At 69.3% G+C, this 18,182-nt stretch carries 11 protein-coding genes; 7 read left to right on the top strand and 4 right to left on the bottom strand.

Annotated elements, in window-relative coordinates; translation table 11 throughout:
• Nucleotides 1–46: 46 nt before the first annotated feature.
• Nucleotides 47–889, bottom strand: a complete 843-nt coding sequence (locus tag BGO47_RS06075; protein ID WP_292709560.1) for an ATP-binding protein — start codon at nt 887–889, stop codon at nt 47–49.
• A 14-nt stretch (nt 890–903) separates the two neighbouring features.
• Nucleotides 904–1,572 carry an NUDIX hydrolase family protein gene (locus tag BGO47_RS06070; protein WP_292709558.1) on the bottom strand — a complete coding sequence of 223 codons (669 nt, stop codon included), beginning with the start codon at nt 1,570–1,572 and terminating at the stop codon, nt 904–906.
• A gap of 22 nt (nt 1,573–1,594) precedes the next feature.
• On the opposite strand from BGO47_RS06070, the gene BGO47_RS06065 reads away from it, so the two are divergent.
• The 5 genes from BGO47_RS06065 (at nt 1,595) to BGO47_RS06045 (ending at nt 10,222) form a co-directional block, all read left to right on the top strand.
• Nucleotides 1,595–2,251, top strand: a complete 657-nt coding sequence (locus BGO47_RS06065) for an alpha/beta hydrolase-fold protein (RefSeq protein ID WP_292709556.1) — start codon at nt 1,595–1,597, stop codon at nt 2,249–2,251.
• A gap of 71 nt (nt 2,252–2,322) precedes the next feature.
• Nucleotides 2,323–5,595, top strand: a complete 3,273-nt coding sequence (locus BGO47_RS06060) for a transglutaminase family protein (protein WP_292709554.1) — start codon at nt 2,323–2,325, stop codon at nt 5,593–5,595.
• Nucleotides 5,592–8,108, top strand: a complete 2,517-nt coding sequence (locus BGO47_RS06055) for a circularly permuted type 2 ATP-grasp protein (RefSeq protein WP_292709552.1) — start codon at nt 5,592–5,594, stop codon at nt 8,106–8,108. The genes BGO47_RS06060 and BGO47_RS06055 overlap by 4 nt, the downstream gene beginning before the upstream one ends.
• Before the next feature lie 10 nt (nt 8,109–8,118).
• Complete coding sequence (locus tag BGO47_RS06050) at nt 8,119–8,997, top strand: transglutaminase family protein (RefSeq protein WP_292709550.1); 879 nt, start codon at nt 8,119–8,121, stop codon at nt 8,995–8,997.
• Nucleotides 8,998–9,199: 202 nt separating this feature from the next.
• On the top strand, nt 9,200–10,222 hold the full coding sequence (locus BGO47_RS06045) for a putative zinc-binding metallopeptidase (RefSeq protein WP_292709548.1): 1,023 nt from the start codon (nt 9,200–9,202) through the stop codon (nt 10,220–10,222).
• 112 nt (nt 10,223–10,334) lie between these two features.
• Here the strand turns inward: BGO47_RS06045 and BGO47_RS06040 are convergent, their stop codons facing one another.
• Together BGO47_RS06040 and BGO47_RS06035 are read right to left on the bottom strand one after the other, a co-directional pair.
• The gene (locus BGO47_RS06040; RefSeq protein ID WP_292709546.1) at nt 10,335–11,813 is read right to left on the bottom strand and encodes a thioester domain-containing protein; all 1,479 of its coding nucleotides are present in this window, start codon (nt 11,811–11,813) and stop codon (nt 10,335–10,337) included.
• 81 nt (nt 11,814–11,894) lie between these two features.
• On the bottom strand, nt 11,895–12,374 hold the full coding sequence (locus BGO47_RS06035) for a cupin domain-containing protein (protein WP_292709544.1): 480 nt from the start codon (nt 12,372–12,374) through the stop codon (nt 11,895–11,897).
• A gap of 272 nt (nt 12,375–12,646) precedes the next feature.
• On the opposite strand from BGO47_RS06035, the gene BGO47_RS06030 reads away from it, so the two are divergent.
• Nucleotides 12,647–17,407: a DEAD/DEAH box helicase gene (locus BGO47_RS06030; RefSeq protein ID WP_292709542.1), complete on the top strand. Its 4,761-nt coding sequence runs from the start codon at nt 12,647–12,649 to the stop codon at nt 17,405–17,407.
• A complete protein-coding gene (locus BGO47_RS06025) occupies nt 17,400–18,173 on the top strand; it encodes a DNA-formamidopyrimidine glycosylase family protein (protein ID WP_292709540.1) in 774 nt (257 codons plus the stop codon). Before BGO47_RS06030 ends, BGO47_RS06025 begins: the two co-directional genes overlap by 8 nt.
• Nucleotides 18,174–18,182: the final 9 nt, after the last annotated feature.

Genomic DNA, 18,182 nt, shown 5'->3' with positions numbered 1-18,182 from the left:
ATCAATCTCCCCCGAGCGCACACACCATACCGCTCTCAGATGACGATCAGGTAGCGGGATGCTTGGGATCGGCCGAGCGTTGCCGCACGCGCCTGCGACCCCAGTGCCGCGCGACGTACTCGACGGCCTCGTCGACCGCAAAGGATCGGGTCGAATTGCCCACCCGAACCCACAGCTCCGTCGAGGCTCCATCCTTCGCCTGCGTCACGAAAACGGGTCGCGGAGAAGGCGGACACACGATCACGCAGACCACTGCCCCGTTGGGTGCCGTCGGGAACCGAACGATCGGCAACGCCGCGGCGTTGCGCCCGAGAAGCGTGGAGAGCATGTCGCGCAGCCACAGCTCGAAGCGGTCGGCATCCGGAGTGCGAAGGGTCTCGAGGTCGCGGTCAAGGCCCAGCGCTTCGCCGTCGTCGCTCGCGCCGACCACGAGCATGCCGCCCCCGCTGTTGAGGAAGGCGGCGACGGTCTTGGCGACCACCTGCTCCATCCGCGGGTCCTTCTTGTTCTCCCGGACGTTCCAGCGCGCGGTCTCTTTGAACTCGACGCGGTCGGACTCTCCGGCGGCCAGTACCGCGGCGATGTCGACCTTTCCGGGGTCACGTCGAAGACCGACGAACAGCCCCGAGACGACGAAGGCGACCAGGATGCTGGAGCCGAATGCGATCAGCAACGTCAGCGGCGTCCACAGGCGCGCGTCCACGACGAACCAGCCGGCGATGAACAGTCCGATCGCGGTTCCGACGACGGAGGTGAGGATCATGACCGAGAGCGAGAGGGGGAGGCGTTCTCGAAACAGCCGCCGCATCGCGAGCGCGATGAGGTAGGAGATTCCCAGAGCGATGGGGAGTCCGACGGCGAACTCGACGAGCTGGACGTTGGTGGGCATCGGCTCTCCGGGGGTCAGCGCAGCGCGCCGACGCTCGCCAGCGCAAGGCGCACGAGCGTTCCCCTGCCACCCTCCATCTCGGCGGCCAGCGAGTCGGATGCTGCCTCCTCCGGCGACATCCAGGTGACTTCGAGCGCATCCTGACGCGGCTCGCAGGTGCCGGTCACCGGCACGACGAACGCGAGAGAGACCGCGTGCTGTCGGTCATCGAAGAACGGGCTCACACCGGGAATCGGGAAGTACTCGGCGACAGTGAACGGAACGGGCTGGGGCGGCAGCAGCGGGAACGCCATCGGTCCGAGGTCGTTCTCGAGGTGACGGAACAGCGCATCGCGAACCGTCTCGCCGTAGCGGACGCGCCCCGAGACGAGCGAGCGGGTGATCTCACCGAGCGGGGTGGCGCGCAGCAGGATGCCGACCTCGGTGACCAGACCCACGCCGTCCGTCCGCACCGGGAGCGCCTCGACATAGAGCATCGGCAGGCGCCGGCGAGCTTCTGCGAGTTCGATATCGGTGAGCCATCCCGGATTGGAGGCACTGTCGGGTGCTGGGGAACCGAAGCTCCCATCGCCGACGGGATGCCCGGTGCGACCGAACGAAGCGCCGATCCCGCCGAGCGGATCGCGCGGCGTTCCCTCGTCGTCACGCTCATTGGGGTCGGGGTCTGGGGTCCGTACCGGCATGTCTCTTGTATACCCTGAGGCCATGAGTGACATCGACACGCCGGCGCTCGCCGACGACACAGTCCTCTGGTCCACCGAGCCCGAGGACCGCGCAGGACGGCCGCTGCTGGTGCTGCTGCACGGCTACGGATCCGACGAACGCGACCTGTTCGGGCTGCGGCCTTACCTGCCGGCCGATGTCACGATCGCCGCTGTTCGCGCCCCCCTCACACCGCCATGGCCGGCCCCTGGCTACTCCTGGTACCCGATCGAGGGACTGGATGGCCGCGACCCGTCACGGGTGACGGATGCCGCGCATCGCCTCATCGAGTGGATCGACGCTCTCCCCGACAACGACCCCGTCGGGCTTCTCGGCTTCTCCCAGGGCGCCGCGGTCTCAATGCAGGCCCTGCGACTGGCGCCGCACCGGTTCGCCTTCGCCGTCAACCTCAGCGGCTACGTCGCCCCGGGCGAGCTCGAGGGCGATGCGGCGATGGCAGAGCGTAAGCCGCCGGTGTTCTGGGGCCGCGGGACCCACGATGACGTCATCCCGTCGGCGCTCGTCGAGCACACGATGCAGTGGCTCCCCGGCCATGCCACCCTGTCGGGCGGTGCGTACCCGGGACTCACCCACAGCGTCTCGGAGCAGGAGTTGGCCGACGTTCGCGAGTTCCTCGACGCGCAGCTCGCCGCACGCTGAGCCGCGGGGTCGAGTCCGACTGGTCGGCAAACCGTAACCCGCGCGCAACAGTTCTCCGACACGCTGTGTGCATGTCGATCAAGGTCGCTCTCGAGCACCGCACCGCGTACGAGTTCGCCCGGCCCATCTCGGTCGCCCCGCACCTTGTTCGACTCAGGCCGGCACCGCACTCGCGAACGCCGATCGAGGCATACTCCCTCGAGGTGAGCCCGAAGAACCACTTCGTCAACTGGCAGCAGGACCCCTTCGGTAACTGGGTGGCTCGCCTCGTCTTTCCCGAGAAGGTCGACCGGCTCGAGATCACGGTGGGCCTGGTCGCCGACATGATGGTGATCAACCCGCTCGACTTCTTCATCGAGGAGTACGCGGAGCGCTTCCCTTTCACCTACCGGCCCGAGCTGGCATCCGACCTCGCCCCGTACCTGCGGTCCGTTCCCGGCAGCGGGCGCGCAGAAAGGTGGCGCGAGACGCTGCCGGCGCTGCCCGATGACGGTGTGCCGACAGTCACGTTCCTCGCCGAGCTCAACCGATCGGTGCAGCAGCGGGTCACGTACAGCGTGCGGATGGAGGCGGGAGTGCAGACCCCGAACCACACGCTGCGCAGCGGTATCGGCTCATGCCGCGACAGCGCGTGGCTGCTCGTCAGCCTGCTGCGTCAGTACGGCCTGGCCGCACGCTTCGTCTCGGGCTACCTCATCCAGCTCGCCCCCGACCAGGAGTCCCTCGACGGCCCCAGTGGGCCTGCCACCGACTTCACCGACCTGCACGCGTGGGCCGAGGTCTACGTCCCCGGCGCCGGCTGGATCGGACTGGATGCCACGAGCGGCCTGTTCGCCGGCGAGGGGCACATTCCGCTGAGCGCCACACCCGAGCCGTCCTCGGCAGCACCCATCTCGGGAGCTACCGAGCCCGTCGAGGTGGAGTTCTCGTTCCACAACGAGGTGCGCCGCATCCACGAGGACCCACGGACGACCCGGCCCTATACCGACGCCCAGTGGCAGCGCATCGACGAACTCGGCGAGGCTGTCGACGAGCGTCTCGCGGCGGCAGATGTGCGCCTCACGATGGGCGGCGAGCCGACCTTCGTTTCTATCGATGATGCGACAGCACCCGAATGGAGCACCGACGCCGACGGCGACCACAAGCGGGAGCTCGCCGACACCCTCGCCGAGAAACTCCGCGAGCGCTACGCCGGCGGCGGCATCGTGCATCGAGGCCAAGGCAAGTGGTATCCGGGCGAGCCGCTCCCTCGGTGGAACATCGCGCTGCAGTGGCGCAAAGACGGCGTGCCGCTGTGGAACGACCCGTCGCTGTTCGCCGACCCGTGGTCTGACGAGGCACGCCCGAACGCCAACACGGATGCCGAAACTCTGGCCAGGCGCGTCACCCAGACTCTCGGCATCCCGAACAGCCGGCTGCTGGCTGCCTACGAAGACCCGCTGGCGGCGCTCGCTGCCGAGGTCCGCAAGCCCGTCGGCGAACCGACCGACGTCGAGGGTTTCGACGAGCACGACCTCGCAACCCTCGACCGCGACATCGACACACCGACTGGTTGGGTGCTCCCGCTCACGACTGACGGGCACTGGACGAGCCCCGTGTGGATGTTCCGCCGCGGCAGGCTCGTGCTCAGCCCCGGCACGAGCCCCATCGGCCTGCGCCTGCCGTTGGACTCTGTGTCGTGGACGCCGCCAGAGCTGACGGCCGAGCCCTCGTATCTCGAAGAGGCGCCGCTCCGTGAGCCCGCGGTCCCCGACGTGTCGCTCCAGGGCGTCGCGACTACTGCGACCACCGCCATCGCGTTCGAGGCTCGGGACGGTCAGGTGCATGTCTTCCTGCCCCCGGTCGCGCACCTCGAGGACTACACCGACCTGCTGCACGTCCTCGAGCAGGCGGCGTCTGCCACCGGCATCCGTCTGGTGATCGAGGGCTACGCGCCGCCGCCGGACACCCGCCTCGAGCAGCTCGTCGTGACCCCCGACCCCGGCGTGATCGAAGTGAATGTGCAGCCGGTGTCGTCGTGGGCGCAGCAGCGCGAGCTGACCACGACGCTCTACGACCTCGCCCGGCGCAGCCGCCTGTCCACCGAGAAGTTCGATCTCGACGGGCTCCACACCGGCACCGGCGGCGGCAACCACATCACGATCGGCGGCATCCAGCCGATCGACTCGCCGCTGCTGCGACGCCCCGACCTGCTGGCGAGCCTCATCACCTACTGGCAACGGCATCCGAGCCTGTCGTACCTCTTCTCGGGAAGGTTCATCGGGCCCACCAGCCAAGCGCCGCGCTTCGACGAGGGCCGACCCGAGGCCGTGTACGAGATGGAGGTCGCGCTGCGGGAGCTGCGGCGGCTGGATGCCGAGGCTGCAGCATCCGGCGGCACCGCCCGCCCCTGGATCGTGGACCGGGCCCTCCGCCACCTGCTGACCGACATGACGGGCAACACCCACCGGGCCGAGTTCTGCATCGACAAGCTCTACAGCCCCGACTCCAGCCGCGGGCGGCTCGGGCTGCTGGAACTGCGCGGATTCGAGATGCCACCGCATCCCGAGCTCGCCCTCGTCCAGGCCCTTCTGGTGCGCAGCCTCATCGCCTGGTTCTGGGACACGCCCTACAACGAGCCGCTGGTGCGGTGGGGCACGCGGCTGCACGACGAGTTCCTCCTCCCCCACGGGACGCTGCTGGATATCGAGGGGGTCGTCGACGACCTGAATCGCGCCGGCATCCCGTTCGAGCAGTCGTGGCTTGACGCCTTCGCGGAGTTCCGTTTCCCGCGCGTCGGTCTGGCACGAATCGCTGCCCCCGGAGCCCGCATCGAACTCGAACTTCGCCAGGCCATCGAGCCGTGGCACGTACTCGGCGAGGAGGCCACCGGATCGGGAACCGCCCGCTATGTGGACTCATCGGTCGAGCGCGTTCAGGTCACGGTGCGCGGCGTTGACGAGCGCCGACACCTCGTGACGTGCAATGGTGTACCTGTGCCTCTCACATCGACCGGCACGCTCGGCGAGTTCTACGCGGGCGTGCGTTATCGCGCCTGGCAGCCGTGGTCGGCGTTGCATCCCTCGATCGAGGTGCACTCTCCGCTGACCTTCGACGTGATCGACACCCGCGCCGAAGCGAGCCTCGGCGGCGCCACCTACCACGTCGTGCACCCGGGCGGACGCGCCTACGAGCACCCGCCCGTGAATGCGTTCGAGGCCGAAGCACGACGTGCGAGCCGCTTTGAGGCCCACGGACACACGCCCGGCCGCGTCGACGTCGGAGCCCTCCGCGAGCGCGGCCGCCGCGCGGCATCCGCTGACTACCCGCACACCCTCGACCTGCGCAGGATCGCCCCGGCGTGAGCGTCCTCCGCGACTATGCCGCCGCGGTCACCCAACCCACGCTGCCCTTCGCTTCACCCCGGGGATCGTCGGCGCGCTTCGACGAGGTCATTGCGCCCGACGGCACGTTGCGGCCCGCGTGGCGCGCGATGGCGCCCGGAGCCCTGACTCTCACGATCGATGACCTGTCCAGGTTGAATCGCGAGGTAAAGGCGCTCCTCGCCGACGAGGGAGTGACCTACAACCCGGCCGACTCCGACCCCGAGCCGTGGCGCCTCGACCCGGTTCCGCTCGTGCTCGACGGCGCCGAGTGGGCGAAGCTCGATGTCGGGCTGGCCCAGCGCGCCGAGCTCCTGAACGCCCTGCTCGTGGACGTGTACGGCGAACGACGGATGCTGCGCGAAGGCATCCTGCCTGCTGCGACAGTGCTGGGGCACGCCGGCTACATCCGGGCCGTCGCCGGGACGGGATCCACCGATCCTCACCCCCTGCTGTTCAGCGCCACCGATCTCGGGCGGGACGGCGACGGCGAGTGGCGGGTCATCTCCGATCGCGTCCAGGCACCCTCGGGGCTCGGGTACGCGATGGAGAACCGCCGGATCGTGTCGCAGGTCGTTCCCGAGCTGTTTCACGGCGCCGCCCTTCACCGTATCGAGCCGTACTTCGATGCCCTGCGCGAAGCACTCATCGCGGCCGCTCCGGATGCCCGGCCCGATGCCCGCGTCGTCGTCCTTACACCCGGCGCGCTGTCGGAAACCGCCTACGATCAGGCATTCCTCGCTGGCATGCTCGGGTTCCCGCTCGTGCAGGGGGCAGACCTGGTGGTGCGCGACGGCAAGGTCTGGATGAAGCCCGCGGGCTGGCCCGAAGTGGCACCACGCGAGCGCGTCGATGTCATCCTGCGCCGCGTGGACGCCGAGTGGTGCGACCCCCTCGAGCTGCGGGGAAACTCGCAGCTCGGTGTGGCCGGACTGACCGAGGCGGTTCGCCGCGGCGGCGTGAGGCTCGTGAACGGCCTGGGCGCCGGCGTACTTGAGAACCCCGCACTGCTCCCCTTCCTTCCCGCCCTCTGCGAGCGCCTCCTCGGCGAACAGTTGCGCCTGGCGTCGACGCCGACGTGGTGGTGCGGCGATCCTGACGCGCTGGACCAGGTAGCGCCCCGCCTGCTGGGAGCAGATCCGACCCTTGTCGTTCGGGCCATCGACGGGCTTCGGACGCCGCTGGAAGCATCCGACCCCGCCCGGCTCGTCGAACACATCAGACAGAGCCCCCACCGTTTCGCGGCGCAGGAGTTGCTTCCTCTCTCGCAGGTACCGACCTGGCGCGCGCCCGGGTATGTCGACGCGAGGCCGGTGGTGTTGCGAACATTCACGCTCCGGCACCAGTCGACCTATCGACCCCTCATCGGCGGGCTTGCCACCGCCGTCGCGGACGGCACGCTCCCCACGGCATCGAAGGACGTCTGGGTCCTGAAGGCCGACCCGTCAGACCTCGACCAAGGGCTCCCGGATGCGACAACCGTTGCCGTCGTCCAGTCGGTGCCCGAGGTGGCCCCGCGCGCACTCGATGATCTGTTCTGGTCGGGACGCTACGCCGAGCGCGCCGAAGATCTGCTGCGGCTCGTGCTCGCGATCCGCTCGGATGCCGACCAACTCACCGCACCGGGGTTGACCGCGACGCAGAGCACGCAGGTGCTCGTGGGCGCCACCCAGCGCCTGTGCGGCACGCGGTGGCTCGACCTCGACGAGGAGTTCCGGTCGGTGCTGCTCGACGGCACGCGCCCCGGCTCGGTGGCGCATTCGCTCGCGCGCCTGCGCACAACCCTCGAGGGAGTGCGTGACCAGCTTTCTGCCGACACGTGGCGGGTGTTCGCCGCCACCGATCGCGCAGGTTCCGCCCTGCGGATCACTCCCCACGCCCACGGCATCGGCGAGGCGGCGGGGCAGATGCTCACGGCGCTTCTGGCGCTGCAGGGCACCTCGGCCAACATGATCCGTGATGCCGGCTGGCACATGATCGAGGCCGGGCGAGCCATCGAACGGGCGCTGCAGCTGGGCATCCTGCTTCGCGCGACGATGGTCGACCGCCTCGTCGGCGAGGTCGAACAGGAAGTGCTCGAAGCTGTGCTGCGCGCGAGCGAAAGCGTCGTCACCCACCGCCGCCGGTACCGCGGCGGGCTTTACGCGAGCGGCGTGATCGATCTGCTGGTGCGAGACCCCGAGAACCCCCGGTCGCTGCGGTTTGCCGTGGCACGCATCCGCGAGCACCTCGCCGCCCAGCCGCTGTCGAGCGGGTCGACCCGCCCCGAGCGACTGCTCGATCAGCTCGAGGCGCAACTCGCGGAGGTGCAGGTCGCCGACCTCTCTATGGCTGTCGATGATCGGCGGTCGATGCTGCACGACACCCTCACGGATGCCGACGCGCAGCTGCGCGAGATCGCGCGGGCCATCGAGGCACTGCACTTCTCTGCCGGCCCGCCTCTGCAGACCTATGCGTCGCTGTCGCTGACCGAGCTCACAGGGGCACTCTCGTGAGGAGCGACGCATGAAGTACGCGGTGTCGCACCGGACGATCTACGAATACAGCGACGATGTGCGCAACAGCCTGGGGCTCGCGCACGTGGCCCCGCGACCGGTGGTGTGGCAGCAGATCGCTTCGCACACCGTCACGATCGAGCCGGGGCCGAACGACGTCAGCCACGAGCGCGACGCCTTCGGCAATGTCGTGACGTACTTCCACGTCACCTCCCCCCACACCCGTCTGGTCGTCGACGCTCGCACCGACGTCACCGTCGAGGCGCCCCGCTACGACGGTGCGGCGCTGGAGCTGCCGTGGGAGCTGGCACGTCCGCTGCAGCATCCTGACACCCCCGGCGCATGGTCCGCGGCGGAGTTCGCCGTCGCCTCCCCCAAGGCGGAGCACGTCGCCGACGCCCACGCGTATGCCGCGGCATCCTTGACGCCGGGGCGGCCGATCGGCGAGGCCGCCACCGACCTCATGCACCGTATCAAGGCCGACTTCGACTACGACAAGACGGCGACGACCGTCACCAGCTCGGTCGCCGAAGTGTTCCGGACGCGCGCGGGAGTCTGTCAGGACTTCGCGCACCTCGCCCTCGCGTGCCTGCGCAGTCACGGAATTGCGGCGCGCTACGTCAGCGGGTACCTTGCCACCCAGCCGCCGCCCGGTCGGGAGCGGATCGTCGGCGCGGACGCCTCGCACGCGTGGCTCGCGGTCTGGCTGCCCGGGTCCGATGAGTGGCTCGCGATCGATCCGACCAACGACCAGTGGGCGAACGACCGCTACGTCACGGTGGCGTGGGGCCGGGACTACGGCGATGTCTCCCCGGTCAAGGGCATCATCTTCACCACCGCGAAGCATTCGACCCTGCGCGTCTCAGTCGACGTCGCCCCCGCCCCCTGATCTCCGCCCCGCCCGAGCACCCGCCCCGCCCGACTGCCCATGCCGTGTCGCAACGGCGCAGATTGTGCGCGACACCCCGGCATCCAGCCCCCTCCGCCCGGCGCGCCGCCGAATCCGTGCGCCGTTGCGACCGCGCCGGTGGTCGAATCGCGGCGAGCGCAACCCCTCCGGAGATGACTCGTTCGTGTGCGAGGATTCGCCCGTGAAGTCCTACACGTGCCGGGTCTGCGGCAATCGCCTGTTCTTCGAGAACTCGGTCTGCGTCTCGTGCGATACACCCCTCGGCTACTCGCGCGCCGAGCGCGACATCGTGCCGCTGGATGCCGACGATCGCACCTACACGGATGCTGGGGGTGTCGTCTGGCATGTGTGCACGAACCTCGGGCTCTCGGGTTGCACGTGGCTCACGACGGATGCCGGCGGGCTGTGCTTCAGCTGCGGCCTGACCCGCACCCGGCCCAACGACGCCGACCTCGAGGGGATCTCGAACTACGCCCCCGCGGAGCGGGCCAAACGTCACCTCATCGCGGAGCTCGACGAGCTCGGCATCCCGATTCTCGATCGCACCGAGGACCCTCGCGGCGTCGCCTTCGACCTGCTCTCGAGCGTGGCGGAGCCAGTGACGATCGGGCACGCTGACGGCATCGTCACGATCGACCTCGCCGAGGCCGAGGACGCGCACCGCGAAAAGGTACGCGCGATGCTCGACGAGCCGTACCGCACGATGCTGGGTCACTTCCGGCACGAGATCGGGCACTACTACGAGTCTTTCCTGATCACAGATGACGACACTCGCGCCCGGGCGCGGGAACTCTTCGGTGACGAGTCCGAGGATTATCAGGCGGCAATCGACCGCCATTACGCCGAGGGTGCTCCCGCGGATTGGCAACAGCACTTCATTTCGCAGTACGCGACGATGCACCCGTGGGAGGACTTCGCCGAAACCTGGGCCCATTACCTGCACATCAGTGACAGCATCCAGACCGCCGAAGAATTCGGCCTGCTGCGCCCCGCACCGACCGCCTCGTTCCGCGAACGGGTCACCAAGACGTGGATGCCGCTGTCGACCGCTCTGAACATGATGAACCGGTCGATGGGCTACGACGATCTCTACCCGTTCGTACTGTCCGCGCCCGTGCTCGACAAGCTCGAGTTCGTCGCCGGCCTCGCGGCAGTCTCCGCAGCGCCCGGATCAGCCGAGGACTCGGCGGCACCGGAGAGCTGACCGGCGCTGGCGTGTAGCTAACTCCTCGATCTCGGCGCCCGCGCGCCGCTTCCCCGCTCATGCGGTAGCGGTATGGCCCCGATCATGCTGAGTTCGCCACCGGCGACCCTGGCTAGCGTGATGCGCGCGAGCGCCGGCGAACGTGGTCGAGAACCATGACGGCGAGCCCGGCGGTCAGCAGAGCCGCCGGCATCCCCCAGGACGGTGGCGCGGAGGCTCCGGTGTCGGGTAGTCGGGTCGAGGTGGGACTCGGGGTAGGCGTCGGGGTGGGAGTGGGCGTCGGGTGTGCGAACGTGTCGGTGACCGTCGCCGACACCGTGGAGTTGGCCACAGCAACAACGGATGCCGGAACCGTCGTGGTGGAGGTCAGCACCGCACCGGCGGTGTGCCCGTCGGCGGTCTGCGTGACGGTGCACGTTGCGCCGGCGGGCACAGCCGACAGGGTCACCACCCGGGTCGTTCCCGCCGGGGTGCCGGCGGCGAGCGTTCCCGAACTCTCGACGACCGTCGTTCCGTCATCGCAACGCGCCGTCACCGAGATGGCTCCCTGCAGGCCGGCGGCCACACCGGCGACTGTCACATCGGCGGCAAACCAGCCGGCGGCCATCGGCGTGATCGCCGCGCTGGCGCGGATCGGAATCGTGGCTTGTGCAGCCAGGATCAGTTTCTGGGCGCTCGCGCGGCCAGGATTCCCGCCGTCGTACAGGAACACGTTTCCAGCCTCGACGGTCTGGGATGTCTCAAGCGTGAATCCTTCGTCGGCGACCGTCGATGCGTACCGCACCCACAGCGAGCTTCCCGGCGGGACCCAAGCGCCCTCGGGAACCGATTCAGTGCCAGCGGCATCCGAGAACACATCGATGCCCCGCGTCGAGAGCGTCGAAGAGCTCACCGACCCACCGATCGCGAACGGCCCCACCACGTCACCGGTCGTGGGCGCCGTGGCAGTGTCGGGTGTGATGGTCAGAGTGGGAAGCGGCGGCGCGGGGGTCGCTCCCCCGGAGAGGGCAGCCTGGGTTGCCGCCACGATCGCCGCGATCGCATCGTGCTGCGCGAGGTAGCCGAATCGCGGCACGACGAACTGATCGGTGAAGTACCAGATCGCACCCTGCACGGCTGCTACCTTCTCGGCATCCGTCGACAGCGCCGGCGCTCCAGGCACCACCGGATAGTAGTTGTTGAGGATGTAGGTGACGTAGTCGAGGTTCGGGACGTTCGCCGAGGACCAGTCGCCGAGTTCATAGTGCACACCGATCTCGGTCTCGGTGGCCAGGTCGATGCAATAGGTCAGGATGTCGCCGGGACTGCTCGAACTCGGGTCGTTGAGGACGATCTGCGCCGTCGAGAACGTCCTGCCGGTGCCGGTGATCGTCGCCGGATAGGGCGTCTGGGGGTCGGTGATCGCCGTCTCCTGGGCTCCGAACAGGCCGCCCTGATGCCGCATCGCGACGACCGTGGCTTCGGTCGAAGCCCGCGGGGGATCGCTGACGCCGGGGCCGGTTCCGGGTTCCGCGAGGGCGGGTGCGGCGCCGATGCCGACGAGGAACGCGGTGAGAAGAGTCGCGGCGAGGACGGTTGGGGTGGTACGCATGGGATCCTCCGTACGTCACTCTCGCACGTCCGCGCTCACATGTGTGCGCTCCGCGTCACCCCGCTCACCCGGTCTCGCCCCTCACCCAGCGTCAGGCTCGCCGTCGTAGTAGTCGACGGCGTCGTCGTCACGGAAGAGCATCGTGGGGCGGGCGGTCGTGTACGCCATCGTCTTTCTCGAGTCCGGGTAGCCGATCACGTCCTGTTCGGCTGTCGTGTCCAGGTCGACATACCGGAGCGGCTCACCGCCGGTAGCCGTCATCCGGTGCGCGCCCGCCGGCCCGGGTGGAAAGACGACGACCTCCCCGGGGCCGATGTCGAATTCAGCATCCGGGGTACGCACCCGACCCGTTCCCGACAGGATGACGTAGGCCTCGGTGACGCCAGCGTGCCAGTGATATGGATACGCCGACTGACCCGGCGGGATCTCCATGAATGAGACCTGTAGCTGAGTGCCCTCTTTGGGAACAACGACGTGCTTGGCGAACGTGAACCGGCCACGGTCACCGTGCCGGGCCTCGAAATCGTCCTGCCGTCCGTGCACCACCTGGTCGAATGCCATGGTCGCTCCTTTGCTCACCGTCACGGTACTCCCTCGGGGCGGCGCCGCCCGGTTCGTCTGTCAACTCGCTGGGGCAGCCTCGGTTCGCGTCGACGTTCTGCGTCAGGACCGGGACGAACCCGCGATGCACAGCGTCGCTAACTCCTCAAGATCGGGCCACCTACCGTGGCCGCAGGCGCCCCGCGCAGCTTCCGTCGCCCGTTCTGAGGCGTTCGCTGCGGGCTGGGACCGAGACCGCCCCGGATGTCGGTGGGGCGGGCGAAGATAGGGGCATGGCGGATGTGCTCGAGAGGTTCGGTCCTGCCACGCAGGATTGGTTCCGCGGCGCGTTCACCGCTCCGACCCCCGCGCAATCGGGCGCGTGGGAGGCGATCTCTGCCGGACGGCACGCGCTCGTGGTCGCACCGACCGGCTCCGGCAAGACCCTGTCGGCGTTCCTGTGGGCCATCGACCGCGTCTTCCGTGAGAAGGCCGAGGCGCCGCAGGATGCCGCGGGCACCCGCATCCTCTATATCTCTCCCCTGAAGGCCCTCGGTGTCGACGTGGAACGAAACCTCCGCTCGCCGCTGGTCGGCATCGACCAGGCAGCCCGCCGACGCGGGCTGAGCCTTCCCGGGGTCTCCGTCGGCGTCCGCTCCGGAGACACACCGTCGGCAGAGCGCCGCAAACTTGTTGCCACGCCGCCCGACATCCTGATCACGACCCCCGAGTCGCTCTACCTCATGCTCACGAGTCAGGCGGGCCGCACCCTTACGGGAGTTCACACCGTGATCGTCGACGAGGTCCACGCCGTGGCAGCGACCAAGCGCGGCGCGCACCTGGCCGTCAGCCTCGAGCGCCTGGACGCCATGATCCGCGCCGAGCGACCGGAAGCGGCATCCGTGCAGCGCATCGGACTGTCTGCGACAGTACGGCCGATCGACGAGGTCGCACGGTTCCTCGGGGGCGCAGCCCCGGTCGAGATCGTCGCGCCGCCGGCATCCAAGACCTTCGAGATGCGGGTCACGGTCCCGGTCGAAGACATGCTCAACCCACCGCCGGCCGCGGCATCCACCACGGGTGGGCCAGGCGTGCGGTCGACGGACGGCACGGCGCCGACCCCCGGGCCAGGCGAGGACTGGTTCGCCCCCTCGGGCGGCGCCGCCCAGCGCCCCGAGAACACCGAGATGACCGGATCGGTCTGGCCTCACGTCGAAGAGGCGATCGTCGACCGCGTCCTCGAGCACCGGTCGACGATCGTGTTCGCGAACTCCCGGCGGCTCGCAGAACGCCTGACCGCGAGACTCAACGAGATCTACGCCGAGCGACTCGGTATCGACCTCCCCGAACCGTCGATCGCGGCAGCGATGCCCGCGCAGAGCGGCCAGACCGCGGGGGCTGAGCCCGTGCTAGCTAAGGCACACCATGGCTCCGTCTCGAAGGAGCAACGCGCCCTCGTCGAAGAGGAACTCAAGTCCGGCATACTGCGCTGCGTCGTCGCCACGAGCAGTCTCGAGCTCGGCATCGACATGGGAGCCGTCGATCTCGTCATCCAGGTCGAGGCGCCGCCGAGCGCAGCATCCGGCCTGCAACGCATCGGCCGCGCGGGACACCAGGTCGGCGAAATCAGCCGCGCCTCGCTGTTTCCCAAGCACCGCTCCGACGTGCTGCACACCGCTATCGTGACCGAACGGATGCTGGCGGGTCAGATCGAGGCGATCCAGGTGCCTCAGAATCCGCTCGACATCCTCGCGCAGCAGACCGTCGCAGCCGCAGCCCTCGCCCCGCTCCGCGTCGAGGAGTGGTTCGAGACCGTCAAGCGCAGTGCTCCGTTCCGCGCGCTGCCGCGGTCGGCGTTCGAAGCCACGCTCGACCTGCTGGCCGGCAGATTTCCCTCGGATGAGTTCGCAGAGCTCCGCCCGCGCGTCGTGTGGGATCGGGATGCCGGAACCCTCACGGGCCGCCCCGGTGCCCAGCGCATCGCCGTCACGAGCGGCGGGACGATCCCCGACCGCGGGATGTTCGGCGTGTTCGTCGCCGGCGAGAGGCAGAATGCTCGCGTCGGCGAACTCGACGAAGAGATGGTCTACGAGTCGCGCGTCAACGACGTCTTCACGCTCGGCACGACGAGTTGGCGCATCGTCGAGATCACCCACGATCGCGTCAACGTGCTTCCCGCATACGGCCAACCGGGCCGCGTGCCGTTCTGGCACGGCGACGGGATCGGCAGGCCCGCGGAACTCGGCGAGGCCCTTGGCGCCTTCACTCGGGAGATCGCCACCGCGACACCGCCTGCCGCCGACGCGCGGTTGACGGATGCCGGACTCGACGCGAATGCGAAGACCAATCTGCTCGCGTACCTTGCTGAACAGCGCGAAGCCACCGGGACATTGCCGACCGATCGAAGCCTCACCGTCGAACGTGGCCGCGACGAGGTCGGCGATTGGCGGGTCATTCTTCATTCCCCCTACGGCATGCAAGTGCATGCGCCGTGGGCCCTTGCCGTCAACGCGAGGATCCGAGAGCGGTTGGGCGTGGAAGGGTCCGCTGTCGCGAGCGACGACGGTATCATCGCGCGCGTTCCCGACACCACCGGTGAACCTCCGGGCGCCGAGCTCTTCGTGTTCGACGCGGATGAGCTCGAACCGCTCATCACGCAGGAGGTCGGCGGCTCTGCGCTGTTCGCGTCACGCTTCCGCGAATGCGCCGCGAGGGCACTCCTTATGCCGCGGACGAATCCGAACCGGCGCAGCCCACTGTGGCAGCAGCGCCAACGGTCAGCCCAGCTGCTGGAGGTAGCCCGTCGGCATCCGACGTTCCCGGTGATCCTCGAAACGCTGCGCGAAGTCCTGCAGGACGTGTACGACGTCCCCGCTCTACTGCGGATCACCCGCTCGATCGCTGACCGCCGCATCCGCCTCATCGAGGTCGAGACGCCGCAGCCCTCACCCTTCGCCCGCGACCTGCTGTTCGGATATGTCGGTGCGTTCATGTACGAGGGGGATTCCCCGCTCGCCGAGCGTCGGGCCGCCGCCCTCGCCGTTGACCCTGCCCTGTTGGCGGAGCTGCTCGGCACGGTCGAGATGCGGGAGCTCCTCGACCCCGACGTCATCGCCCAGTTCGAAGCCGAGGTGCAGCACCTCGCGCCGGATCGCCGGGTCCGCGGGCTCGAGGGCGTGGCCGACCTGCTGCGTCTGCTCGGACCGCTGTCTGCGCCAGAAGTAGCCGAGAGGCTGCAGGCGACACCCGGTACCCCCACCGAGACGGAAGCTGCTGACGTCGAGGGGCCCGGACCCGCCGCCCCGGTTCCCGAAGCATCCACCCACCTCGACGCACTCGTGGCCAGCCGGCGCGCGATCGGGATCACGATCGCCGGCCTCGAACGGGTGGCAGCCATCGAAGACACCGGCCGCCTGCGCGACGCCCTCGGCATTCCGCTGCCCGTCGGCATCCCCGTCGCGTTCCTCGAACCGGTCGCCGATCCCCTCGGTGACCTGGTGGCCCGTCACGCCCGCACCCACGGACCGTTCACGACGGATGCTGTCGCCGAACGCCTGGGCATCGGGACCGCGGTCGCACGGCTGACACTGCAGCGGCTCGAGGCGCAGGGTCGCATCACGAGCGGATACTTCCTGCCCGCCTCGTCTGCGCTCGACGGCGGCGAGAACGAATGGTGCGACTCCGAGGTGCTGCGCCGGCTGCGGATGCGCTCGCTCGCGGCGATCCGAGGAAGCATCGAACCCGTGCCACAGGCTGCGCTCGCCCGGTTCCTGCCCGCCTGGCAGCACCTGACCCGGCCGCTCGAGGGCATCGACGGCGTGCTCGCGGTGATCGAGCAACTCGCCGGGGTTCCGATTCCCGCAAGCGCGTGGGAGTCGCTCATCCTGCCGAGCCGCGTTCGCGACTATCGTGCGGCGCTGCTTGACGAGCTCACCGCCACGGGAGAGGTCATCTGGTCGGGGCACGGGGCCCTCCCCGGGCGCGACGGTTGGATCGCGCTGCATCCCGCCGACACCGTCGCCTTGAGCCTTCCCACTCGAGCCGACGACGACATCGCCGCCGAGTCGCTCGAGGCACGCATCCTTGATGCTCTCGCCGGCGGCGGGGCTTACTTCGCGGGGCAGCTTCGCGGCCTCACTGACGCCGCGAACGAGCAGTCGGTCATCGAGGCGCTCTGGGCGCTGGCGTGGGCGGGCCGGGTCACGAATGACACGTTCGCGCCGGTGCGCGGGCTGCTCTCCGGTGGGTCCCAGGCGCACCGCAGCGCACGGCGTGCCCCCCGTGCGCGGATGTTCCGCGGGTCGGCCATCTCTGCCACGATCCCCCGCCCGGCCGCGAACAGCTCGCGTGGGGGCGCTGGCGGGAGCGGTGCGCGAGCGAGCGGCCGGTGGTCGCTTCTTCCCGAGCCCGAGCCAGACGCCACGGTCCGCGCTGCCGCGATCGCCGGCATCCTCCTCGACCGCTACGGGGTCGTTACCCGCGGCCCTGTCCAAAGCGAGGCGGTCCCGGGCGGCTTTGCGCAGGTGTACCGCACCCTCGCGGATGCCGAACGCGCCGGCCACTGTCGACGGGGATACCTCGTCGAAAGGCTCGGCGGGGCCCAGTTCGCGGCATCCGCGACCGTCGACCGCTTGCGCGAGTTCTCGGCGATCACCGACCCCGCCCCACGCACGGCGATCACCCTCGCTGCCACCGACCCCGCGAATGCGTACGGTGCCGCTCTCGCGTGGCCGAGCCTCGAGGGCGTCGGACATCGCCCGGGTCGCAAGGCGGGAGCTCTCGTGACGCTCGTCGACGGCGAGCTCGTGCTGTACCTCGAGCGCGGTGGCAAGTCGGCCCTCCTCTTCAGCGCCGACGACGAAGCGGTGACGGCAGCCACAGCCGACCTCGCAGCGACGGCCCGCACGCGGCACCTCGATACCCTGACCGTCGAGCAGGTGAACGGTGACCCGATCTTCGGAACGGCGTTCGCCCGGGCGCTGCGCGAAGCAGGCTTCGTCGAAACCCCGCGCGGCCTCACTCTGCGTAAGGCGTCGGGGTCGCCGCATGCCTGAGGGCGACACCGTCTTTCGTACAGCGCGAATGCTGGATGCGGCACTCGCGGGCGGCACGGTGACGCGATTCGACCTGCGGGTGCCGCAGTTGGCTACCGCTGACCTCACGGGAGAACAGGTCCACGCGGTCGTGCCGCGCGGAAAGCACCTGCTCGCACGCATCGGGCCATGGACGCTGCACTCGCACCTCAAGATGGAGGGCGAATGGCACGTGTACCGCCCCGGTGCGCGTTGGCGGGCGCCGGCTTTTCGAGCACGGGCAATCGTCGGAACGACGGATGCCGAAGCTGTCGGTTTCGACCTCGCCGAGATCGCCCTTGTTCCCACGGATCGCGAAAACGAGCTCGTCGGCTACCTCGGGTCCGACCCCCTCAGCGACGGCTGGGACCTCGACGAAGCGGTCAGGCGGGTGGGTGCGGACCCGCGGGAGATCCACGTCGCAGTGCTCGACCAACGCAACGTCGCAGGGTTTGGAAACGTGTACGCGAACGAGATGCTGTTCGTGCGCGGCATCCACCCCACGGCTCCGGGCACGCAGGTCGACGCGCGTGGCCTGCTGGAGGTCGGCACGCGAATGATCCGCGCGAACCGCGACCGCGTCGAGCGCACGTTCACGGGCGTCGACCGGAGGGGAGAGCGGATGTGGGTGTACGGCCGCGAGAGAAGGCCATGCCGTCGATGCGGAACGCCGATTCTCGCCAGCGCACTGGGCGCCGACGCCACGCGGGAACGGAACGTCTTCTGGTGCCCGCGCTGCCAAACCTGACGCGCACGA

The sequence above is a fragment of the Microbacterium sp. 67-17 genome, from assembly GCF_001898325.1.
Classification (GTDB): Bacteria; Actinomycetota; Actinomycetes; order Actinomycetales; family Microbacteriaceae; genus Microbacterium; species Microbacterium schleiferi.
This window is presented reverse-complemented; position numbering and strand designations above follow the sequence as displayed.

Coding starts and splice junctions, on each gene's coding strand:
- BGO47_RS06040 (WP_292709546.1), bottom strand. CDS start 11,813: ATGCGTACCACCCCAACCGTCCTCGCCGCGACTCTTCTCACCGCGTTC.
- BGO47_RS06070 (WP_292709558.1), bottom strand. CDS start 1,572: ATGCCGGTACGGACCCCAGACCCCGACCCCAATGAGCGTGACGACGAG.
- BGO47_RS06030 (WP_292709542.1), top strand. CDS start 12,647: ATGGCGGATGTGCTCGAGAGGTTCGGTCCTGCCACGCAGGATTGGTTC.
- BGO47_RS06065 (WP_292709556.1), top strand. CDS start 1,595: ATGAGTGACATCGACACGCCGGCGCTCGCCGACGACACAGTCCTCTGG.
- BGO47_RS06035 (WP_292709544.1), bottom strand. CDS start 12,374: ATGGCATTCGACCAGGTGGTGCACGGACGGCAGGACGATTTCGAGGCC.
- BGO47_RS06060 (WP_292709554.1), top strand. CDS start 2,323: ATGTCGATCAAGGTCGCTCTCGAGCACCGCACCGCGTACGAGTTCGCC.
- BGO47_RS06075 (WP_292709560.1), bottom strand. CDS start 889: ATGCCCACCAACGTCCAGCTCGTCGAGTTCGCCGTCGGACTCCCCATC.
- BGO47_RS06050 (WP_292709550.1), top strand. CDS start 8,119: ATGAAGTACGCGGTGTCGCACCGGACGATCTACGAATACAGCGACGAT.
- BGO47_RS06025 (WP_292709540.1), top strand. CDS start 17,400: ATGCCTGAGGGCGACACCGTCTTTCGTACAGCGCGAATGCTGGATGCG.